The organism is Streptomyces sp. NPDC001880 (assembly GCF_053594575.1).
In genome coordinates this window covers 1-19,047 of sequence record NZ_JBSFET010000010.1, presented here as the reverse complement: position 1 = coordinate 19,047, position 19,047 = coordinate 1, and the positions used below count along the sequence as shown (strand labels likewise).

Genomic DNA, 19,047 nt, shown 5'->3' with positions numbered 1-19,047 from the left:
TCACCCCGCGAGCCCGGCGTGATCCCGACGAAAGACCCCGACTCTCTCCGTACCCTTCTCGCTCTGGAGACACCTGAGATGGCAACACCCCTGCGCGTCCTGATTCACGGCGGCGGCATCGGCGGGCTCACCCTCGCCACCGCACTGGCCCGGCGCGGCCACACCGTGGAGGTCGCCGAACTCCGTGACGAGGTGGACGCGCTCGGCGTCGGCATCATCCAGCCGTCCAACGCACTGCACGTCATGCGGGAGATCGGGGTCCTCGACGACTGCCTGGAGGCGGGCTTCGAGTGGGAGGTCCTGACCATCGCCGACCCGGCCGGCAACACGCTCGCCGAGATACCCCAGCCCCGGATGGGCGACGCCCCGTCCAACAACGGCATCCCGCGCCCCGCCCTGGCCCGGGTGCTGAACTCCGCCGCAGTCGGCGCGGGCGCGAAGATCCGCTTCGGCACCACCATCACCGAACTGGCCGACGACGGCCAGGGCGTGGACGTCACCCTGTCCGACGGCTCCTCGGGCCGCTGGGACCTGGTGGTCGGCTTCGACGGCATCGGTTCGCCGCTGCGCACCCGGCTCTACGGGGACCGCTACACCCCCGAGTACACCGGCTTCGCCAACTGGCGGGTGACGGTTCCCCGGCAGCCCCTGGTGCGGGGCGTGGTGATGGGCACCGCGGGCAAGGACGCCAAGGCGCTGCTCACCCCGATCACCGAGGAACTGATGTACCTGGGTGCGGTGTTCGCGGAGGCCGAGGAGTTCCGGCCGGACCCGGAGCGGGCCCACGAGCAGCTCACGGAGCGGCTGTCGATGTTCTCCGGACCGGTCGCCGAGGCGCTCGCCGCGGTCACCGACCCGGCCACGGTGGTGTACTCGCGGATCTCCCAGGTGACGGTCGAGGAGCCGTGGCACGTCGGCCGGGTCGTCCTGGCCGGTGACGCCGCGCACGCCTCCACCCCGCACATCGCGCAGGGCGCGGCGATGGCCGTCGAGGACGCGCTGGTGCTCGCCGATTCGCTGGACGCCGAGGCCGATGTGGCCGCGGCCCTCGACGCCTGGGAGGCGCGCCGCCGCCCCCGGGCCATGTGGGTGCAGGCCATGTCGCGTGCGGTGCTCAAGCAGGAGACGGGCACCGAGACGACGCCCGAGGAGGACGAGCTTCTGAAGGTCGGCATTCCGGGTGCGGCGCACGTGCTGGTGAAGCCGTACTGATCGGCACCGATGCGCGCTGACGCGCCGACGGCCGTACGGGCCCGGATCACCGGGCCCGTACGGTGCGTTCACGGCAGTACGGCCACCCCGTCGATCTCCACCAGGGCCTGCTCGTCCCAGAGCCTGGCCACCCCGATGACCGCCATCGCCGGGTAGTCGCGGCCCGCCAGCAGCCGCCAGATCCGGCCCAGTTCCTCGGCCCGTTCGCGGTAGTCGGCCACGTCGGTGGCGTACACGGTGACCCGGGCGAGGTCCGCCGGGGCGCCGCCCGCCGCGCCCAGCGCGGTGAGCAGATTGGTGAGCGCCGTCGCGAACTGCTCGGGCAGATCGTCACCGACGACCTTGCCGTCCTGGTCGAGGGCGGTCTGCCCGGCCAGGAAGACCAGCTGGCCGCCGGTCACGGTGACGGCGTGCGAGAAGCCCGTCGGCGGGGACAGCTCGACGGGGTTGATCCGGTGGACCGGACTCATGCGGACGCCTCCCGGCTCGCGTACAGCTCCTTGGCGATGATGGTGCGCTGGACCTCGCTGGCGCCCTCGTAGATCCGTGGCGCGCGGACCTCCCGGTAGAGGTGTTCCAGGAGGTGGCCGCGGCGCAGGGCGCGGGCGCCGTGCAGTTGGACGGCCGTGTCGACGACAAACTGCGCGGTCTCGGTGGCGTACAGCTTCGCCATGGCGGCCCGGCGCGGCACGCCGGTCTCCCCCGCGTCGTACGCGGCGGCGGCCGCGTACACCAGGAGCCGGGCGGCCTCGGTCCGGGTCGCCATTTCGGCGACCTGGTGGGAGACGGCCTGAAGGTCCTTCAGCGGGCCGCCGAACGCGGTGCGGTGGGCGGTGTGCTCCACCGTGGCGTCGAGGGCCGCGCGGGCCATTCCGACGGCGAACGCGCCGACGCTGGGACGGAACAGGTTGAGGGTGTCCATGGCGACCCGGAAGCCCCGGTCCGGTTCGCCGAGGATGTCGTCGGGGGTGACCGGGACACCGTCGAAGTCCAGCGCCCCGATGGAGTGCGGCGAGAGCATGTCCAGGGCGGTGCCGGTCAGTCCCGGTCGGTCGGCGGGAACCAGGAACGCGGTGACGCCGCGGGAGCCCGTGCCCCGGGTCGTGCGGGCGAAGACCGTGTAGAAATCGGCCTCCGGCGCGTTGGAGATCCAGCACTTCTCACCGGTCAGCCGCCAGCCGCCGGAGGTGTGATCGGCGTTCAGGGCGAGGGCCGCCGCGTCGGAGCCCGCGCCCGGCTCGCTGAGCGCGAAGGCGGCGACGGCGCGGCCCGCCCGCACCTCGGGGAGCCAGCGTCCGCGCTGGGCCGGGGTGCCCGACCGGAGCAGCGGGTGGGTGCCGAGGCCCTGGAGGGCCAGCGCGGTCTCGGCCTCGGTGCAGCCACGGGCCAGGGACTCGCGGAGCAGGCAGAGGTCGAGCGCGCCGGAGTCCAGCATCCGGTCGAGGAGGCCCGATTCGCCGAGTGCGGCGATCAGGGGGCGGTTGACATGTCCGGGGTCACCTTTCTCCGCGAGGGGGCGCAGTCGTTGCTCGGCAAGGGTCCTCAGCTCTTCACACCAGGCGGTTTGTGCCGGTTCGAGCGAGAATGCCGTCATACCGGCACCTCTCTTGTGGCGTCTTCTCGGTTTCGCGTGCCCGTTCTTCGCATCGGCGCTCCGGCCTGTCGTCCTGTCCGTTCCCGTGCTCGTCTTCCCGCTCGTTCGAATTCCAGTCCACTCGCCTTATCGCGGACCGTTGACTACCGTCACCCAAACGATACGCTCCAGGGGCGACAAGGGGGCGATCCGTCATGGACCCGAAGACCTCAGCGCACCTCGACACTTTCGCCAGGGAGCACCTGCCACCCCAGGACCAGTGGCCGGAGCTGCTCTTCGACCTTCCCGAACTGCGCTACCCGGACCGCCTCAACTGCGCGGCGGAACTGCTGGACCGCACGGCCGAGCGCGTGGGCCCCGACCGGCCCGCCTTCCGCACCCCCGACGGCGGGGTCTGGAGCTACGGGGAGCTGCGGGAGCGAGTGGACCGGATCGCCCATGTCCTCACCTCCGATCTGGGGGTCGTCCCCGGCAACCGTGTCCTGCTGCGCGGCCCCACCACCCCCCGGCTGGCCGCCTGCTGGCTCGCGGTGCTGAAGGCCGGCGCGATCGCCGTCACGGTGCTGGACCGGCAGCGGTCCGCCGAACTCGCCACCATCTGCTCCATCGCCCGGGTGAGTCACGCGCTGTGCGACGTCCGGGCGGCCGACGACCTGGTGAAGGCCGAGGTGCCGGGGCTGCGGATCACGGTGTACGGAGGTGACGCCCCGGACGACCTGCTGCGGCTGGCCGAGGCCAGGACCGGGCCGTACCGCGCCGTGGACACGGCGGCGGACGATGTCGCGCTGATCGCGTTCACCTCGGGCACCACCGGACACCCGAAGGGCTGCATGCACTTCCACCGGGATGTGCTCGCCATCGCCGACACCTTCTCGGCCCATGTGCTCCGGCCCACTCCCGACGATGTGTTCGCGGGCAGTCCGCCGCTCGGCTTCACCTTCGGGCTCGGCGGTCTGGTGGTCTTCCCGCTGCGGGCCGGTGCCAGTGCCCTGCTTCTCGAACAGTCCGGTCCTGCCCAGTTGCTGCCCGCGCTCGCCACCCATCGGGTCTCGGTGCTGTTCACCGCGCCGACGGCCTACCGTGTGATGCTCGACCGCATCGACGAGCACGACCTGAGCACGCTGCGCCGCTGTGTCTCGGCCGGGGAGAACCTTCCGGTGGCCATTTGGCGGTCCTGGCACGAGCGGACGGGGCTGCGCATCATCAACGGCATCGGCGCCACCGAGCTGCTGCACATCTTCATCTCGGCCTCCGACGACGCGATCCGCCCCGGCACCACCGGGATCCCCGTGCCCGGCTGGCAGGCCCGGGTGCTGGGCCGCGACGGCCGGCCGGTGCCGGACGGCGAGCCCGGACTGCTCGCCGTCCGCGGTCCGGTCGGCTGCCGCTATCTCGCCGACGGGCGCCAGCGGGACTACGTGGCACACGGCTGGAACCTCACCGGTGACACCTATGTGCGCGAAGCGGACGGCTACTTCCGCTACGTGGCCCGCGCCGACGACATGATCATCTCCTCCGGCTACAACATCGCGGGCCCCGAGGTGGAGGACGCCCTGCAGCGCCACCCCTCGGTGGCCGAGGCGGCCGTGGTGGGCCGGGCGGACGAGTTGCGTGGCCAGATCGTGGTGGCGTACGTGGTGCTGCGCGAGGGCGCGGCGACGGCGGCCGAGGAACTGCGTGCGTTCGTGAAGAACGAGCTGGCCCCGCACAAGTGCCCGCGCGTCATCGAGTTCCTGCCCGCCCTCCCCCGCACCGCCACCGGCAAGCTCCAGCGCTTCCGGCTGCGGGACGGCTGAAACGGAGCTGTGTGACGGCTGAAACGGAAATGCGGGTGCCATGCTCCCCGCTCGCCCGGCAGGATGAACCGTGCCCTGGACCTTCACCGATGACGTCGATGTCTTCCTGGACGCGGCCGGCGCCTCGCTGGCCGCCCGGCCCGCCGAGAACACCCTGGTGCTGACCGTCACCGCGACGCTCCGGCGCGACGGCGTGTACCGGCGCCTCGGCTACCGGCCGGTCTCGGACCGTCTGCTGATCAGCGCGGCGGAGCAATGAGCGGACCGCCGGAACCCGTCCGGCCGGTCGCCGCGAACGTGGTGCTGTGGCGGCGGTACGGGGAGCTGGGCCAGGAGCTGCGGCCGGGCACGAAGGCGTACCGGGGCGGGGCGAGGGTGTATGTCGTGGGCACCTACCCGGGGACGGGGCACCAGCAGCTGACCACGGTGGGGCACGGGCGGCACACCGGTCGCTGGATCACCATCGACACCGGAGTCCGTCATCTGCACACCTTCCGGGCGCAGTTGGTGTATGTCCCGGCCGTGCTGAAGCGGTGCGACGGTCGGGGGTTCGGCACGCGGGAGGAGGCCGCGGAGCCGGCCGCGCTGCTGGAGCGGGTCGCCCGCGAGGAGCGGCACGTCCACCACGGGGCCCCGCACCCGGACGGGTGCCGGTGTCACGAGTGCCTGCCCGTCAGTCCAGGGTGAGCCGGGGCCTGGGTGCGTCCGTGCGGCCGGTCGGCGGGGTGCGGCTGCCCGCGCGGTACGGCGGCGGCCAGGGCGCGCCCGGCCCGTCGTAGCCCTGCTCGGCCGCCGCGTGCAAGGTCCAGTGCGGGTCGTAGAGATGGGGGCGGGCCAGCGCGCAGAGGTCGGCCCGGCCCGCGAGCAGCAGGGAGTTGACGTCGTCCCAGGAGGAGATCGCACCGACCGCGATGACGGGCACGCACAGCGTGTTGCGGATCCGGTCCGCGTACGGGGTCTGGTACGAGCGGCCGTACTCGGGGCGCTCGTCGGGCACGACCTGGCCGGTGGAGACGTCGATGGCATCGGCCCCGTGCGCGACGAAGGCACGGGCGATCTCGACGGAGTCCTCGGCGGTGGTGCCGCCCTCGGCCCAGTCCGTGGCGGAGATCCGGACGGTCATGGGCCGGTCGTCGGGCCAGACGGCACGGATCGCGTCGAAGACTTCGAGGGGGAAGCGGAGCCGGTTGCGCAGTGGTCCGCCGTACTCGTCGGTGCGGTGATTGGTGAGCGGCGAGAGGAAGCCGGAGAGCAGATAGCCGTGGGCGCAGTGGAGTTCGAGCAGGTCGAAGCCGCAGCGGTCGGCGCGCCGGGCCGCGGAGACGAACTGTTCGCGCACGGCGTCGAGTCCGGCCCGGTCCAGGGCGTGCGGGACCTGGTTGACGCCCTGAGCGTACGGGATCGGGGAGGCGGCGGCGAGCGGCCAGTTGCCGTGGTCGAGGGGCTGGTCGATGCCTTCCCACATCAGTTTGGTGGAGCCCTTGCGCCCGGAGTGGCCGAGCTGCACGCCGATGGCCGTACCCGGTGCGCTCGCATGGACGAAGTCGGTGATCCTGGTCCAGGCGGCGGCCTGTTCGGGGGTGTAGAGGCCGGTGCAGCCGGGGGTGATACGGCCCTCGGCGCTGACGCACACCATCTCCGTCATGACGAGACCGGCGCCGCCGAGCGCGCGTGCGCCCAGGTGGACGAGGTGGAAGTCGCCGGGGACGCCGTCGACGGCGGAGTACATGTCCATGGGTGAGACGACGACGCGGTTGCGCAGTTCGAGGCCGCGCAGCCGCAGCGGGGCGAACATCGGCGGGACACCCGGGGCGCAGCCGAACTCCTCCTCGACGGCGGCGGTGAAGGAGGCGTCGCGCAGCCGCAGATTGTCGTGGGTGACGCGGCGGCTGCGGGTGAGGAGGTTGAAGGCGAACTGCCGGGGTGGCTGGTCGACGTAGGTGCCCAGTTCCTCGAACCAGCGCAGGCTGGCCGCAGCGGCCCGCTGGGTCGATTCGACGACCGGTCGGCGCTCGGCCTCGTACGCGGCCAGGGCGCGCGGCAGGTCGGGCTGTTCCTCGATGCAGGCGGCGAGGGCGAGGGCGTCCTCGACGGCGAGTTTGGTGCCGGAGCCGATGGAGAAGTGCGCGGTGTGGGCGGCGTCGCCGATGAGGACCGTGTTGCCGTGCGACCAGTGGGCGTTGACGACGGTGCGGAAGGTGAGCCAGGAGGAGTTGTTGGAGCGCAGCGGCCGGCCGCCGAGCGCCTCGGTGAAGATCTTGGCACACCGCAGCGTCGAGTGCTCGACCGCGCAGTTGTCGAAGCCGGCGGCCCGCCAGACCTCCTCACGCATCTCGACAATGACGGTGGAGGCGTCGGCCGAGAAGGGGTAGCCGTGGAGCTGCATCACTCCGTACGCGGTCTCGGCGGTCTCGAAGCGGAAGGCGTCGAGGGCGAAGTCGGCGGCGAGCCAGATGTAGCGGCAGCGGTGGGTGGTGAGGCGGGGTCGGAAGGTGTCGGCGTGGGCGGCGCGGGTGAGGCTGTGCACACCGTCGGCGGCGATCACCAGGTCGTGGGTGGCGGCCAGCTCGGCGGCCGGCGGCGCCCCGGTGCGGAAGCGGAGGTGTACGCCGAGGGCCCGGCAGCGGTCGTGCAGGATGCGCAGCAGCCTGCGTCTGCCCAGCGCGGCGAAGCCGTGGCCGCCGGATGTCTGGGTGACGCCCCGGTGGACGATGTCGATGTCGTCCCACCGTACGAATTCGTCCCTGAGGGCCCGGTACACGACGGGGTCGGCGTGTTCGATGCCGCCTAGGGTCTCGTCGGAGAGGACGACGCCGAAACCGAAGGTGTCCTCGGGGGCGTTGCGCTCCCAGACGGTGATCTCGCGGTCCGGGTCGAGCCGCTTGAGCAGGGCCGCGGCGTAGAGCCCGCCAGGCCCGCCGCCGATGACCGCGATGCGCTTCACGCCGGTCAGGGTCGCACCGGCCGCAGCTGCTTCGGGCGCCATGGCGCTACCGGCCCTGCCACTTCGGGGGCCGCTTCTCGGTGAAGGCGGCATGGAATTCCGCGTAGTCCTCGCCGTGCATCAGCAGGGCCTGGGTGGCGGCGTCCATCTCGACGGCGGCGGCGAGTGGCATGTCGAGTTCGGCGGTGAGCAGGGCCTTGGTCTGGGCGAGGGCGAGGGCCGGTCCGTCGGCGAGGCTTCGGGCGAGCGCGGCAGCGCGTACGTCCGCCTGGCCCTCGTCGGTCATCTCGCTGATCAGCCCGATCCGTTCCGCTTCCGGTGCGCGGACGGGTTCGCCGAGCATCAGCAGCCGGGTGGCATGGCCGAGGCCGACGACGCGTGGCAGCAGGTAGGCGGCGCCCATGTCGCCGCCGGAGAGGCCGACCTTGGTGAACAGGAAGGCGAAGCGGGCCGAGGGATCGGCGATCCGGAAGTCGGAGGCCAGCGCGAGCACCGCCCCTGCGCCCGCCGCCACCCCGTGTACGGCGGCGATGACGGGGAAGGGGGTTTCACGTAGGGCCCGCACCACCTGTCCGGTCATGCGATTGAAATCGAGGAGCTGGGCGGTGTCCATGGCGAGTGTCGCGCCGATGATGTCGTCGACATCGCCGCCGGAGCAGAATCCGCGGCCCTCCCCCGCGAGCACCAGAGCGCGCACGCTGCGCTCGCGGGACAGTTCGGCGAGCAGGTCGCGCAGGTCCGCATAGGCACCGAAGGTGAGCGCGTTGAGTTTCTCGGGCCGGGCGAGCGTGACGGTGGCAACCCCGTCGTCCGTCGTCAGCCGCAGATGGCGCCAGTCGTCCGTGTGCGGGGCGGAGCTGGGAAACGGGCTCATGGAGGGGCTCCCCTTCAACCGTGGGGCTGCTGCCTGCGCCCGAACTTATCACTGGTACGTGACTTCCGTCATGAGCACGCAATAAGCGGAGTGTGAGAACACAGTGACCAACGTCCCTTTCATACCGGTCAGCGGTCCCTTGCCCAGATCATTGCGCTTCGTAAGGTTGAAACTAAGAAGTATTGCCCCTCGGAAAGCCCCGGCGAGCCAGAAGAGCCCGGAAAGCCCAGAGAGCCTTCGCCCTCGTGAACCCGCACCCGCCCCCTCACCCAGGAACGGAAACCATGCCGTGCACCCCGATGTCCCCCGTCCCGCCTCCTGGCGAATCGCGCTGCCGCATTCGACGGCGGCCGTACCGATCGCCCGCGCTCTGATCCGTACCGTACTCGCGGACATCGACGCACCGGCCGACACCGACACCGCCGAGCTCCTCACCGCGGAGCTGGTCGCCAACGCGGTCGAGCACACCCGCGGCGACGAGCCGATCGAGCTGGTGGTGGAGCTTCTGCCGACCGGTTGTCAGGTCGAGGTCCACGATCGCGACCCCGCCCCGCCGGGCGGCCTCTCCTTCCCCCGGCCCGGCAGCGAGCCGGACCCCTGGCAGGAACGCGGTCGGGGTCTGCTGCTGATCCGTACGCTCAGCTCGTCCTGCGGTCACCGCACGACGGAGCACGGCAAGGCGGTGTGGTTCACCCTGCCGTCCCTCACGCCTCAGAGCTGATCCGCGCCCTCACCGGGTCACGTCGGCTCCGGCCAGCCGGGAGCGGCTGCGGCCGTAGAAGGTGTACACCGCCGATCCGACGGCCAGGAAGACCGCGAACTGGACCCAGGTCGCCCAGCCCGTCCCGTACATCAGATAGAGACAGAAGCCGACACCCAGGAGTGGGCTCAGCGGGTAGAGCGGCACCCGGAACGACCCCTTCACCTCCGGGTTGCGGCGCCGCAGCACGATCACCGCGAGGTTCACCACGACCATGGTGGCCAGCGTGCCGATGGTTGTCAGGTTCACCACCAAATCGAGCGACGAGAAGGCCGCCGGGACCGCGAAGACGACGGCCACGATCCAGGTGTTGGCGACCGGCGTCGACGTCCGGGGCGAGACTCGCTCGAAGACCCGCGGGATCAGTCCGTCACGGGACATCGACATCAGGATGCGGGTCTGCCCGTACATCACCGCGAGCACGACGGACGCGATCGCGACGACCGCTCCGAAGGCGATGATTCCGCCGCCGACGGTCGAGCCGGTGACCTGGTCGACGACGATCGAGAGCGCCGCGGGCCGGTCGGCCACGGCCTTCGGCCCCAGCGCGCCGATGGCGGCGAGCGCGACCGCGCAGTAGAGCAGGGTGACCAGGCCGATGCAGACCATGATCGCGATCGGGATGTTCCGCCGCGGGTTCCTGACCTCCTCGCCCGTGGTGGTGATGGCGTCGAAGCCGATGTACGAGAAGAACGCCAGCGACGCACCGGCCGTGACCCCGCCCACGCCATGGGCGAAGAAGGGCGTGAGGTTGCCGTGCTCGAAGGCCGTGAAGGCGATGGCGCAGAACAGGGCCAGGATGGCGATCTTGAGGACCGCCATCGCGGCGGTGGCCCCGGCGCTCTCCCGGACACCGCGCACCAGCAGGGTGGCGGCCATCAGGACGACCAGGACGGCGGGCAGATTGATCACGCCGCCGTCGCCGGGACCCGCCGAGAGGGCGGCCGGCAGCTGCGCGCCGAACAGGCTGTCCAGCAGTTCGTTGACGTACTGGCTCCAGCCGACGGCGACCGCGGAGACCGAGACGCCGTACTCCAGCAGCAGACACCAGCCGACGAGGAACGCGACGCGCTCGCCGAAGGTCGCGTAGGCGAAGGAGTAGGAGCTGCCGGAGACCGGGATGGCGCTGCCCAGCTCGGCGAAGGAGAACGCGGTGAAGATGCAGGTGATCGCGGCGAGCACGAAGGAGAGCACGACCGCGGGGCCCGCCTCGGCGACGCTGTCGGAGAGGCCGACGAAGATTCCGGTGCCGACGACGGCGCCGACTCCGAAGCACACCAGCTGGAAGAGCCCCATGGTGCGCTTGAGGCCGTGCCCCTCCAGGTCGGCGCCGGACTCGGCGATCAGCTGGTGGGGGTTCTTGATGCGCGGCCCGGACGGGCGCGGGGGGCTCGGTGGGCGCAGCGGACTCACGGGGTCGATCTCTTCTCTGATGGAGCACGTGGGGGGGGAGGTGCGCCGGGGCCGTGGGGGCTCCGGCGCCACACGGAAATGGGGTTCGAGCGTGCGAGCCCGAACCCCACCAGGAGGCAACATATTAGCCACCTCCACGCATATTCACCCAATCGGGCGCATGGCCATGCAGCGATCACCCCTTGGCCGCCGGGGGCGCAAGGGTCGCCACCAGAACGGCCTTGATCGTGTGCATCCGGTTCTCCGCCTCGTCGAAGACGACCGAGTGCGCGGACTCGAAGACCTCGTCGGTGACTTCCAGCTCCGCCAGCCCGTAGGCGGCCTCGACCTCCCGCCCGACCGCGGTGCCGAGGTCGTGGTAGGCGGGGAGGCAGTGCAGGAACTTCACGTCGGCGTTGCCGGTGGCGCGGAGCACGTCCATGGTCACGGCGTAGGGCGCCAGGGCCTCGATGCGCTCGGCCCAGACCTCCTTGGGCTCGCCCATGGAGACCCAGACGTCGGTGACGACGAAGTCGGCGCCCTTGACGCCGTCGGCGATGTCCTCGGTGAGGGTGATGGTCGCACCGCTCGCACCGGCCAGCCGGCGGGCCTCGGCGACGATCGCCTCGGCGGGCCAGTACGCCTTCGGCGCGACGATCCGGACGTCCATGCCGAGCAGGGCACCGGTGACCAGGTAGGAGTTGCCCATGTTGAAGCGGGCGTCGCCGAGGTAGGCGAAGGCGATCCGCTCCAGCGGCTTGTCGCTGTGCTCGGTCATGGTGAGGACGTCGGCGAGCATCTGGGTGGGGTGCCAGTCGTCGGTGAGCCCGTTGAAGACCGGAACGCCTCCGTGGGCGGCCAACTCCTCGACGGCCGCCTGACTGTCACCCCGGTACTCGATGCCGTCGAACATCCGGCCGAGGACCCGGGCCGTGTCCCTCACCGACTCCTTGTGTCCCATCTGCGAGCCGGAGGGGTCCAGATAGGTCGTGGACGCACCCTGGTCCGCGGCGGCCACCTCGAAGGCGCAGCGGGTGCGGGTCGAGGTCTTCTCGAAGATCAGCGCGATGTTCTTGCCACGCAGCCGCTGCGCCTCGATGCCCGACTTCTTGGCGGCCTTGAGCTCGGCCGCGAGCTCGATCAGGCCGCGGAACTCCTCGGCCGTGAAGTCCAGCTCCTTGAGGAAGTGGCGGCCTGCGAGGTCTATGGCCATGGGACAGCTCCTGGGTCGGGCGAGGGTCGCACATACAGTGACTCTGGAAGTCTATACGACACCGTGCATCGCTATACGGCGCGCTCCTCGCCCGACCCGAGCCCTGCGGCCTCTACACCGGGTCGCGCACCACCGGACAGCTCATGCAGCGGGGACCGCCCCTGCCCCGGCCGAGTTCGCTGCCGCGGATCTCGATGACCTCGATGCCCTCCTTGCGCAGAAAGGTGTTGGTGGTGGCGTTGCGCTCGTACGCGACGACGACGCCCGGCTCCACGGCCAGCACATTGCAGCCGTCGTCCCACTGCTCGCGCTCGGCGGCGTGCACGTCCTGGGTGGCCGTGAGGACCCGGATCGAGTCCAGCCCCAGGGCCTGTGCGATCGCCCGGTGCATGTGCTCGGGCGGATGGTCGGTGACCTTCAGGTCCCTGGGTCCTTCGCCGGGCTCGATGGTGTACGAGCGGAGCATGCCCAGGCCGGCGTACTTGGTGAAGGTGTCGCCGTCGATCATCGTCATCACCGTGTCGAGGTGCATGAACGCCCGGCGCTTGGGCATGTCGAGCGCCACGATCGTGCGGGCCGAACCGGCGTCGAACAGTCCGCGGGCCAGCATCTCCACCGCCTGCGGGGTGGTGCGCTCGCTCATCCCGATGAGCACGGCGCCGCGGCCGATGACCAGTACGTCGCCGCCCTCGATGGTGGACGGGTAGTCGTCCTGCCCCTGGGACCAGTGGTGGAAGGCGCCCGCGTCGGGGCCGGTGAAGAGGGGGTGGTGGCGGTAGATCGCCTCGAAGTGGACGGTCTCGCGCTGCCGGGCCGGCCAGCGCATCGCGTTGATGGACACCCCGTCGTATATCCAGGCCGAGGTGTCCCGGGTGAAGATGTGGTTCGGCAGCGGGTCGAGCAGGAAGTCGTCCAGGTCCATCACATGGAAACGGACGGAGGTCGGCTCACTGTGCCCGGCCAGGAACTCCCGCTTGGTCATTCCGCCGACGAGCGCGTCGGCCAGCTCGCTGCTGGGCAACTCCTCGAAGGCGGCCCGCAGATGCTCGGTGGCGAGCGGTCCGTACTCCTTCTCCTCGAAGACCCGGTCCAGGACGAGCCGTCTGGCCACGGGGATGTCCAGCGACTCACGGAGCAGGTCGCCGAAGAGATGCACCGCCACGCCTCGGTCGCGCAGCACGTCCGCGAAGCCGTCATGCTCCTGGCGGGCCCGGCGCACCCAGAGCACATCGTCGAACAGGAGCGCGTCCTTGTTACTGGGGGTGAGGCGCTTCAGTTCCAGATCGGGGCGGTGCAGGATGACGCGGCGCAGCCGCCCGGCCTCGGAGTCGACGTGGAATCCCATGTCTCCATCCTCACCGTGCGCAGGCCCGTTCACTCCGGCGAATCGCCAGCGGGTTCTCCGTTCATCGCACCGGAAAACCCGCCGGCGACTCCCCGGCCCTCCGCGGCAGGCCTCAGAGCCTCGGGTCGACCGGCTCCGACTCCAGGGCCAGCACCGCGAACACCGCCTCGTGGACCCGCCACAACGGCTCCCCGTCGGCCAGCCGGTCCAGCGCTTCGAGCCCCAGCGCGTACTCCCGCAGGGCCAGCGAGCGCTTGTGGCCGAGGAATCTGTCGCGCAGCCGTTCCAGGTTCTCCGGGCGGGTGTACTCGGGTCCGTAGATGATCCGGAGATACTCCCGGCCGCGTACCTTGATGCCCGGCTGGACCAGCCTGCCCCTGCCGTCCCGTACAAGTGCGGCGAGCGGCTTGACGACCATGCCCTCGCCGCCTCGGCCGGTCATCTCCAGCCACCAGTCGACGCCGGCGCGGACCGACGCCTCGTCCCCCGTGTCGACGACAAGCCGGCGGGTGGTCTGGAGGAGCCCCGTCGGGTCGTGCTCGACCAGCCGGTCGAGCCAGGCCAGCTGCTCGTCGTGCGGTACGCAGGCCAGTGAGCGGCCCTGGACGGCGAGGACCTGGAACGGCGCGAACCGCACCCCGTCCAGACCCTGGGTGCTCCAGCAGTACCGGCGGTACGCCTCGGTGAACGCGGCGGCGTCCTCGGCCCGGCCCCGCTGGCGGTCGGCGAGAGCGCCGATGTCCACACCGCGGGCCGCCGCCGCCGCGAGGGCCGCGTTGGCCTCCGGCAGGGCGGCGCCGGACGCGGCACCGACCGCGGCGTACTGCGAGCGCAGCAACCCGCCCGCCTTGAGGGACCAGGGCATCAGCTCGGCGTCGAGCAGCACCCAGTCGGTGCCCCACTCCTCCCAGAGCCCGGCGGCGGTGACGGCGGCGCGCAGCCTGCCGAGAATCACCTCGGTCAGCGCGACGTCGTCGAGGAACGGCCGTCCGGTACGGGTGTACAGCGCCCCGGTCGGGCCACCGGCGGATCCGGAGGCACCCGGGGAGCCACCCGCACCGAACCGCTCACGGGTGACGGCCGCGTCCCGGCAGACCAGGGCCACCGCACGCGATCCCATGTGCTTCTCCTCGCACACGACCTTGGCGACACCGTCCGCCCGGTACTGCGCGAAGGCCTCGGCGGGGTGCTCCAGATAGCCGTCCTCGCGCGAGGTGGCGGTGGGCGCCATGGTCGGCGGGAGGTAGCCGAGCAATTGGGGGTCGACGGCGAACCGGCTCATGACTTCGAGCGCGGCGGCGGCGTTCTCCTCACGGACCGCGACGCGGCCCATGTGCCGGGTCTCGACGATCCGGCGGCCCTGCACATCGGCGAGGTCGAGCGGCCGCCCCTCCCGGCCACCGGGTGCCTCGGTGGCCAGCGGCTTGGCCGGCTCGTACCAGACCCGCTCGGCGGGTACGTCGACGAGCTCGCGCTCCGGCCAGCGCAGCGCGGTCATCTTCCCGCCGAACACGGCTCCGGTGTCCAGGCAGATGGTGTTGTTGACCCAGGAGGTGTTGGGCACCGGGGTGTGGCCGTAGACCACGGCGGCACGGCCCCGGTACTCCTCCGCCCACGGGTAGCGCACGGGCAGGCCGAACTCGTCGGTCTCGCCGGTGGTGTCCCCGTACAGCGCGTGCGAGCGGACCCGTCCGGAGGTGCGGCCGTGGTATTTCTCGGGCAGTCCGGCGTGGCAGACGACGAGCTTGCCCTCGTCGAGCACGTAGTGGCTGACGAGGCCGTCGATGAACTCCCGCACCTGCCCTCGGAAGGCCGGGTCCTTCTCGTCCTCCCGGTCCAGCTGCTCGATGGTCTCGGCGAGCCCATGGGTGAGCTGGACCTTGCGGCCCTTGAGGTAGCGGCCGAGTTTGTTCTCGTGGTTGCCCGGCACGCACAGGGCGTTGCCCGCCGCCACCATGGCCATGACGCGGCGCAGCACCCCGGGGCTGTCGGGGCCGCGGTCCACCAGGTCGCCGACGAAGACCGCCGTACGCCCTTCGGGGTGTGCGCCGTCGACATAGCCGAGCTTGCCGAGCAGGGACTCCAGCTCGGAGCTGCAGCCGTGGATGTCGCCGATGATGTCGAAGGGGCCGGTGAGATGGCGCAGGTCGTTGTAGCGGCGCTCCAGCACCACTTCGGCGTGGGCCGCCTCCTCCTCGGTGCGCAGGATGTGCACCTTGCGGAAGCCCTCGCGCTCCAGTCCGCGCAGCGAACGGCGCAGTTCGCGACGGTGGCGCTGGATGACGTGGCGTGGCATGTCGGCGCGGTCGGGCCGGGCCGCGTTGCGCGCGACGCAGACTTCTTCGGGCAGGTCGAGGACGATCGCGATGGGCAGCACGTCGTGGCTCCTGGCCAGCTGGACCAGCTGCTTGCGGCTCTCGGACTGGACGCTGGTCGCGTCCACGACGGTCAGCCGTCCGGCCGCCAGCCGCTTGGCCACGATGGTGTGCAGGACGTCGAAGGCGTCACGGCTGGCGCTCTGGTCGTTCTCGTCGTCGGCGACCAGGCCGCGGCAGAAGTCCGAGGAGATGATCTCCGTGGGCTTGAAGTGCTTGCGGGCGAAGGTGGACTTGCCGGAGCCGCTGGCCCCGATGAGGACCACGAGGGAGAGGTCGGTCACCGGCAGCGTGCGTGAGGTAGTGGTCATGCGGCATTCGCCTCCTTCTCGGTCCGGTCGCTGTTCTGCTTCGCGGTTTCGTTCCGGTGGGGTTTCGCGGTCTCGTCGGCCGCGGTCATCGTGAACACGGCCATTTGCGTGGGCGGCCCCACCTCCGGGTCGTCGGGCCCCACGGGGACGAAGTCGACTCCGTATCCGTGCCGCTGCGCCACTTCCCCGGCCCAGGCGCGGAATTCGGCCCTGGTCCATTCGAACCGGTGGTCGCCGTGGCGCGCATGTCCGGCGGGCAGGGTTTCCCAACGGACGTTGTACTCGACGTTCGGCGTGGTCACGAGCACGGTCCGGGGGCGGGCCGACCCGAACACGGCGTACTCCAGCGCGGGCAGTCTCGGCAGGTCGAGGTGTTCGACGACCTCGCTGAGCACGGCCGCGTCGTACCCCTTGAGCAGCTTGTCGGTGTAGGTGAGCGAGCCCTGCCGGAGCGTGACCCGGGCGGCCTGCCGCTCCCCCATCCGGTCCAGCTTCAGCCGGCGTGACGCGATGGTGAGGGCGCGCACGGAGACATCGACGCCGACGATCTCCGTGAAGCCCACGTCCTTGAGCAGGGCCTGCACCAACTGGCCCTGCCCGCAGCCCAGGTCGAGGACCCGGCTCGCGCCCGCGGCCCGCAGCGCGTCGAGGATCGCGGCACGCCGCTGCTCGGCGAGCGGGACCGGCTTCTCCTCGGTGTCGGTGGTCTCGTCCACGGCGTTGTCGATGCTCTCGACGTCGAGGTCGTCCGACTCGGCGAGCCGCACCAGTTCGAGCTGCTGCATCGCCTGCCGGGTCAGACCCCAGCGCCGCGAGAGATAACGGCTGGTGATCAGCTTCTGCTCGGGGTGGGCGGCGAGCCAGCCCTCACCCGCCCGCAACAGCTTGTCCACCTCGTCCGGTGCGACCCAGTAGTGCTTGGCGTCGTCGAGCACCGGCAGCAGGACGTAGAGCTGCCGCAACGCGTCCGCCAGCCGCAACTCGCCTTGGAGCACCAGCCGTACGTACCGCGATTCCCCCCACTCCGGGAACTGCTCGTCCAGAGGTACGGCCACGGCGTCCACGCTCGTCCAGCCGAGCGGCCCGAAGAGCTTGCGCACCAGCTCCGCACCGCCGCGGGCCGGCAGCGCGGGCACCTCGATCCGCAGCGGCATCGCTGCCTGTGCGCGCTCGGGCCGTGCGCGGCACACGCCGTTCAGCGCGGACTTGAAGACCGCGCTCATGGCGACGGACAGCAGCGAGGACGCCGCGTACGGGCGGTCGTTGACGTACTGTGCGAGCGCCGCGTCGGGAGCGCCGCCCCGGCCCTTGCCCTTGCCGCGGCGCACCAGGGCCACGGGATCCACTTCCAGCAGGAGCGCCGCGGTGCAGCGCTCGGCGGATGCCTCGGGATAGAAGACATGCGCGGTGCCGTGGGAGGTGGAGAACGTCTGCGCCTTCTCGGGATGCTTGTGCAGCAGGTAGCCGAGGTCGGTCGCCGGGCGTTCGGGGTTGCCGGTCGTGCTGATTGTCAGGAACACACGTCCGAGTATGGTCCGGTCCACTCTCCCCCCACCAGGTATTTTCACGTGTCCGCGGGCCCTAGGCCGCTGCAGGCAACGTTCGCCCGTCGAGGTGCGGCGCGCGGTGCGTGCTCTCGGCGTGCCGGCCGGAAGTCCTCGTACTGGATGCACTCGGGCTTTCGGGCGGTGCGGCGGGAGCGCGTGCCGGGCGTCGCGACGGGGCGAACGTTGCCTATCGGGGCACCAGCAGCCCGGCCAGTTCCGCCACGGTGTCCGGGCCGACCCGGCAGCAGCCGCCGATCAGCCGGGCGCCGGCGTCCACCCAGGCCCTTGCCCTGCCCGGGTCGAACGTGGGGGCTCCGGCCCATTGCCGGCCCTCCTCGTCCCACCGCTCGCCGCTGTTCGGGTACACGACGACCGGCTTCCCGGTCACCTCGGCGGCCACCCGCACCGCCCGGTCCGCATCCGCCGGATCGCAGCAGTTCACCCCCACGGCCATCACCTCGTCGTGGCCAGAGGCCAGCCCGAACGCCGTCTCCAGCGGCTGGCCGGCCCTGGTCAGCCCGCCGGCCACGCTGTACGAGAGCCAGACGGGCAGCCCGACCCCCTCGACCGCCCGCAACAACGCCTCCGCCTCGTCGATGTCCGGCACCGTCTCCAGCGCCAGCGCATCGGGTCCTGCGGCGGCCAGCGCTTCGATCCGGGGCCGGTGGAAGCGCTCCAGCTCCTGAACCGAGAGCCCGTAGCGGCCCCGGTATTCGCTGCCGTCCGCCAGCATCGCCCCGTACGGGCCGACCGAAGCGGCGACCCACACCTCCCGCTCCACCGCACCGGCGGCCCGTCGCGCCAGCCGGACACTGCGGGCGAACAGCTCCGCCGCCTCGCCCCGGCCGATCCCCCGCCGCGCGAACCCCTCGAAGGTCGCCTGGTAGCCGGCCGTGATGAGCACCTGCGCACCGGCACGCACATAGGCGGTGTGGGCCGCCTCGATCTGTCCGGGCCCGTCGGTCAGCAGTCGGGCCGACCACAGGGCGTCGGACAGATCGCAGCCCTGCGCCTCCAGCTGGTTGGACAGGCCCCCGTCCAGCACGACCGGCCCCGCCGTGAGAGCACTGCCGAGCGCACTGGCGGGTTCCCGGGCGGACGCGCGGAGGGACGACGGGCCGCCGGACGGCCGGGCGGGGTGCACAGGTGACTCCCTTCGTCCTGATGTCCTTCTGTTCTCGGGCCCGGGCCCCGGGCCTCAGGGCCCCGGGCCTCAGGGCCTCAGGGCCTCAGGGCCTCAGGGCCTCAGCCGAGCTGGGACTGGACCTGGGAGGAGATCAGCTCCAGGTGGTCCAGATCCTCCAGGTCCAGGACCTGGAGGTAGATCCGGGACGAGCCGATCGCGCCGTACCGGCCGATCTTGTCGACCACCTCGGCGGGCGAACCCGCCAGCCCGTTCGCCTTCAGCTCCGTCACCTCACGCCCGATGGCGGAGGCGCGGCGCGCCACCTCCACGTCGTTCTTCCCGACGCAGACCACCAGGGCGTTGGAGTACACCAGGTCGTCCGGTGCACGGCCGGCCGCCTTGGCGGCCTCCCGGACCCGTCCGAACTGCTTCTCGCTGTCCTCCAGCGACGCGAAGGGGATGTTGAACTCGCTCGCGTAGCGGGCTGCCAGCCGCGGTGTGCGCGTCGCACCGTGACCGCCGATCAGCACCGGCACCCTGGACTGCGCAGGCTTGGGC

The 19,047-nt window shown here is 71.4% G+C and carries 16 protein-coding genes; 5 read left to right on the top strand and 11 right to left on the bottom strand.

The genetic code is table 11. The features are described from left to right. Positions 1 to 78 precede the first annotated feature (78 nt). The gene (locus ACWCQ6_RS08640) at positions 79 to 1,212 is read left to right on the top strand and encodes an FAD-dependent monooxygenase (RefSeq protein WP_451086841.1); all 1,134 of its coding nucleotides are present in this window, start codon (positions 79 to 81) and stop codon (positions 1,210 to 1,212) included. A 68-nt stretch (positions 1,213 to 1,280) separates the two neighbouring features. On the opposite strand, the gene ACWCQ6_RS08635 is transcribed toward ACWCQ6_RS08640, so the two are convergent. Continuing rightward, positions 1,281 to 1,682 (bottom strand): RidA family protein, encoded by a 402-nt coding sequence (locus ACWCQ6_RS08635; RefSeq protein ID WP_451086839.1) that lies wholly within the window; start codon positions 1,680 to 1,682, stop codon positions 1,281 to 1,283. Further along, the gene (locus ACWCQ6_RS08630) at positions 1,679 to 2,806 is read right to left on the bottom strand and encodes an acyl-CoA dehydrogenase family protein (RefSeq protein ID WP_451086837.1); all 1,128 of its coding nucleotides are present in this window, start codon (positions 2,804 to 2,806) and stop codon (positions 1,679 to 1,681) included. Before ACWCQ6_RS08630 ends, ACWCQ6_RS08635 begins: the two co-directional genes overlap by 4 nt. A gap of 194 nt (positions 2,807 to 3,000) precedes the next feature. On the opposite strand from ACWCQ6_RS08630, the gene ACWCQ6_RS08625 reads away from it, so the two are divergent. The 3 genes from ACWCQ6_RS08625 to ACWCQ6_RS08615 all read left to right on the top strand — a co-directional run bounded on the left by ACWCQ6_RS08625 (position 3,001) and on the right by ACWCQ6_RS08615 (position 5,289). Further along, the gene (locus ACWCQ6_RS08625) at positions 3,001 to 4,602 is read left to right on the top strand and encodes an AMP-binding protein (RefSeq protein ID WP_451086835.1); all 1,602 of its coding nucleotides are present in this window, start codon (positions 3,001 to 3,003) and stop codon (positions 4,600 to 4,602) included. A gap of 70 nt (positions 4,603 to 4,672) precedes the next feature. Beyond that, positions 4,673 to 4,861 (top strand): hypothetical protein, encoded by a 189-nt coding sequence (locus tag ACWCQ6_RS08620; protein ID WP_451086833.1) that lies wholly within the window; start codon positions 4,673 to 4,675, stop codon positions 4,859 to 4,861. After that, entirely contained in the window at positions 4,858 to 5,289 is a 432-nt protein-coding gene (locus ACWCQ6_RS08615) for a hypothetical protein (RefSeq protein ID WP_451086831.1), read from the top strand. The genes ACWCQ6_RS08620 and ACWCQ6_RS08615 overlap by 4 nt, the downstream gene beginning before the upstream one ends. On the opposite strand, the gene ACWCQ6_RS08610 is transcribed toward ACWCQ6_RS08615, so the two are convergent. After that, positions 5,276 to 7,588, bottom strand: coding sequence for a bifunctional salicylyl-CoA 5-hydroxylase/oxidoreductase (locus tag ACWCQ6_RS08610; protein ID WP_451086829.1), 2,313 nt, complete (start codon positions 7,586 to 7,588; stop codon positions 5,276 to 5,278). The genes ACWCQ6_RS08615 and ACWCQ6_RS08610 overlap by 14 nt on opposite strands. A 4-nt stretch (positions 7,589 to 7,592) precedes the next feature. Then, positions 7,593 to 8,420, bottom strand: a complete 828-nt coding sequence (locus ACWCQ6_RS08605; RefSeq protein ID WP_451086827.1) for an enoyl-CoA hydratase family protein — start codon at positions 8,418 to 8,420, stop codon at positions 7,593 to 7,595. Between the two features lie 289 nt (positions 8,421 to 8,709). Between ACWCQ6_RS08605 and ACWCQ6_RS08600 the strand changes: the two genes are divergently transcribed. Further along, positions 8,710 to 9,141 carry an ATP-binding protein gene (locus tag ACWCQ6_RS08600; protein ID WP_451086825.1) on the top strand — a complete coding sequence of 144 codons (432 nt, stop codon included), beginning with the start codon at positions 8,710 to 8,712 and terminating at the stop codon, positions 9,139 to 9,141. 9 nt (positions 9,142 to 9,150) lie between these two features. Here ACWCQ6_RS08600 and ACWCQ6_RS08595 read toward each other — a convergent pair whose 3' ends face one another. The 7 genes from ACWCQ6_RS08595 to ACWCQ6_RS08565 all read right to left on the bottom strand — a co-directional run. Then, entirely contained in the window at positions 9,151 to 10,593 is a 1,443-nt protein-coding gene (locus ACWCQ6_RS08595) for an amino acid permease (RefSeq protein ID WP_451086823.1), read from the bottom strand. Between the two features lie 175 nt (positions 10,594 to 10,768). Continuing rightward, positions 10,769 to 11,785: an ornithine carbamoyltransferase gene (gene argF / locus ACWCQ6_RS08590; protein WP_451086821.1), complete on the bottom strand. Its 1,017-nt coding sequence runs from the start codon at positions 11,783 to 11,785 to the stop codon at positions 10,769 to 10,771. A gap of 112 nt (positions 11,786 to 11,897) precedes the next feature. Further along, the gene (locus ACWCQ6_RS08585) at positions 11,898 to 13,130 is read right to left on the bottom strand and encodes an arginine deiminase (RefSeq protein ID WP_451086819.1); all 1,233 of its coding nucleotides are present in this window, start codon (positions 13,128 to 13,130) and stop codon (positions 11,898 to 11,900) included. Positions 13,131 to 13,242: 112 nt separating this feature from the next. Continuing rightward, the gene (locus tag ACWCQ6_RS08580; protein WP_451086817.1) at positions 13,243 to 15,816 is read right to left on the bottom strand and encodes a polynucleotide kinase-phosphatase; all 2,574 of its coding nucleotides are present in this window, start codon (positions 15,814 to 15,816) and stop codon (positions 13,243 to 13,245) included. Next, on the bottom strand, positions 15,813 to 17,336 hold the full coding sequence (locus ACWCQ6_RS08575; RefSeq protein ID WP_451086815.1) for a 3' terminal RNA ribose 2'-O-methyltransferase Hen1: 1,524 nt from the start codon (positions 17,334 to 17,336) through the stop codon (positions 15,813 to 15,815). The genes ACWCQ6_RS08580 and ACWCQ6_RS08575 overlap by 4 nt, the downstream gene beginning before the upstream one ends. 214 nt (positions 17,337 to 17,550) lie before the next feature. Continuing rightward, a complete protein-coding gene (gene mmuM, locus ACWCQ6_RS08570; RefSeq protein ID WP_451087060.1) occupies positions 17,551 to 18,408 on the bottom strand; it encodes a homocysteine S-methyltransferase in 858 nt (285 codons plus the stop codon). Positions 18,409 to 18,608: 200 nt separating this feature from the next. Continuing rightward, the coding region (locus ACWCQ6_RS08565) for an LLM class flavin-dependent oxidoreductase (RefSeq protein WP_451086813.1) at positions 18,609 to 19,047 on the bottom strand (439 nt) is incomplete at its 5' end.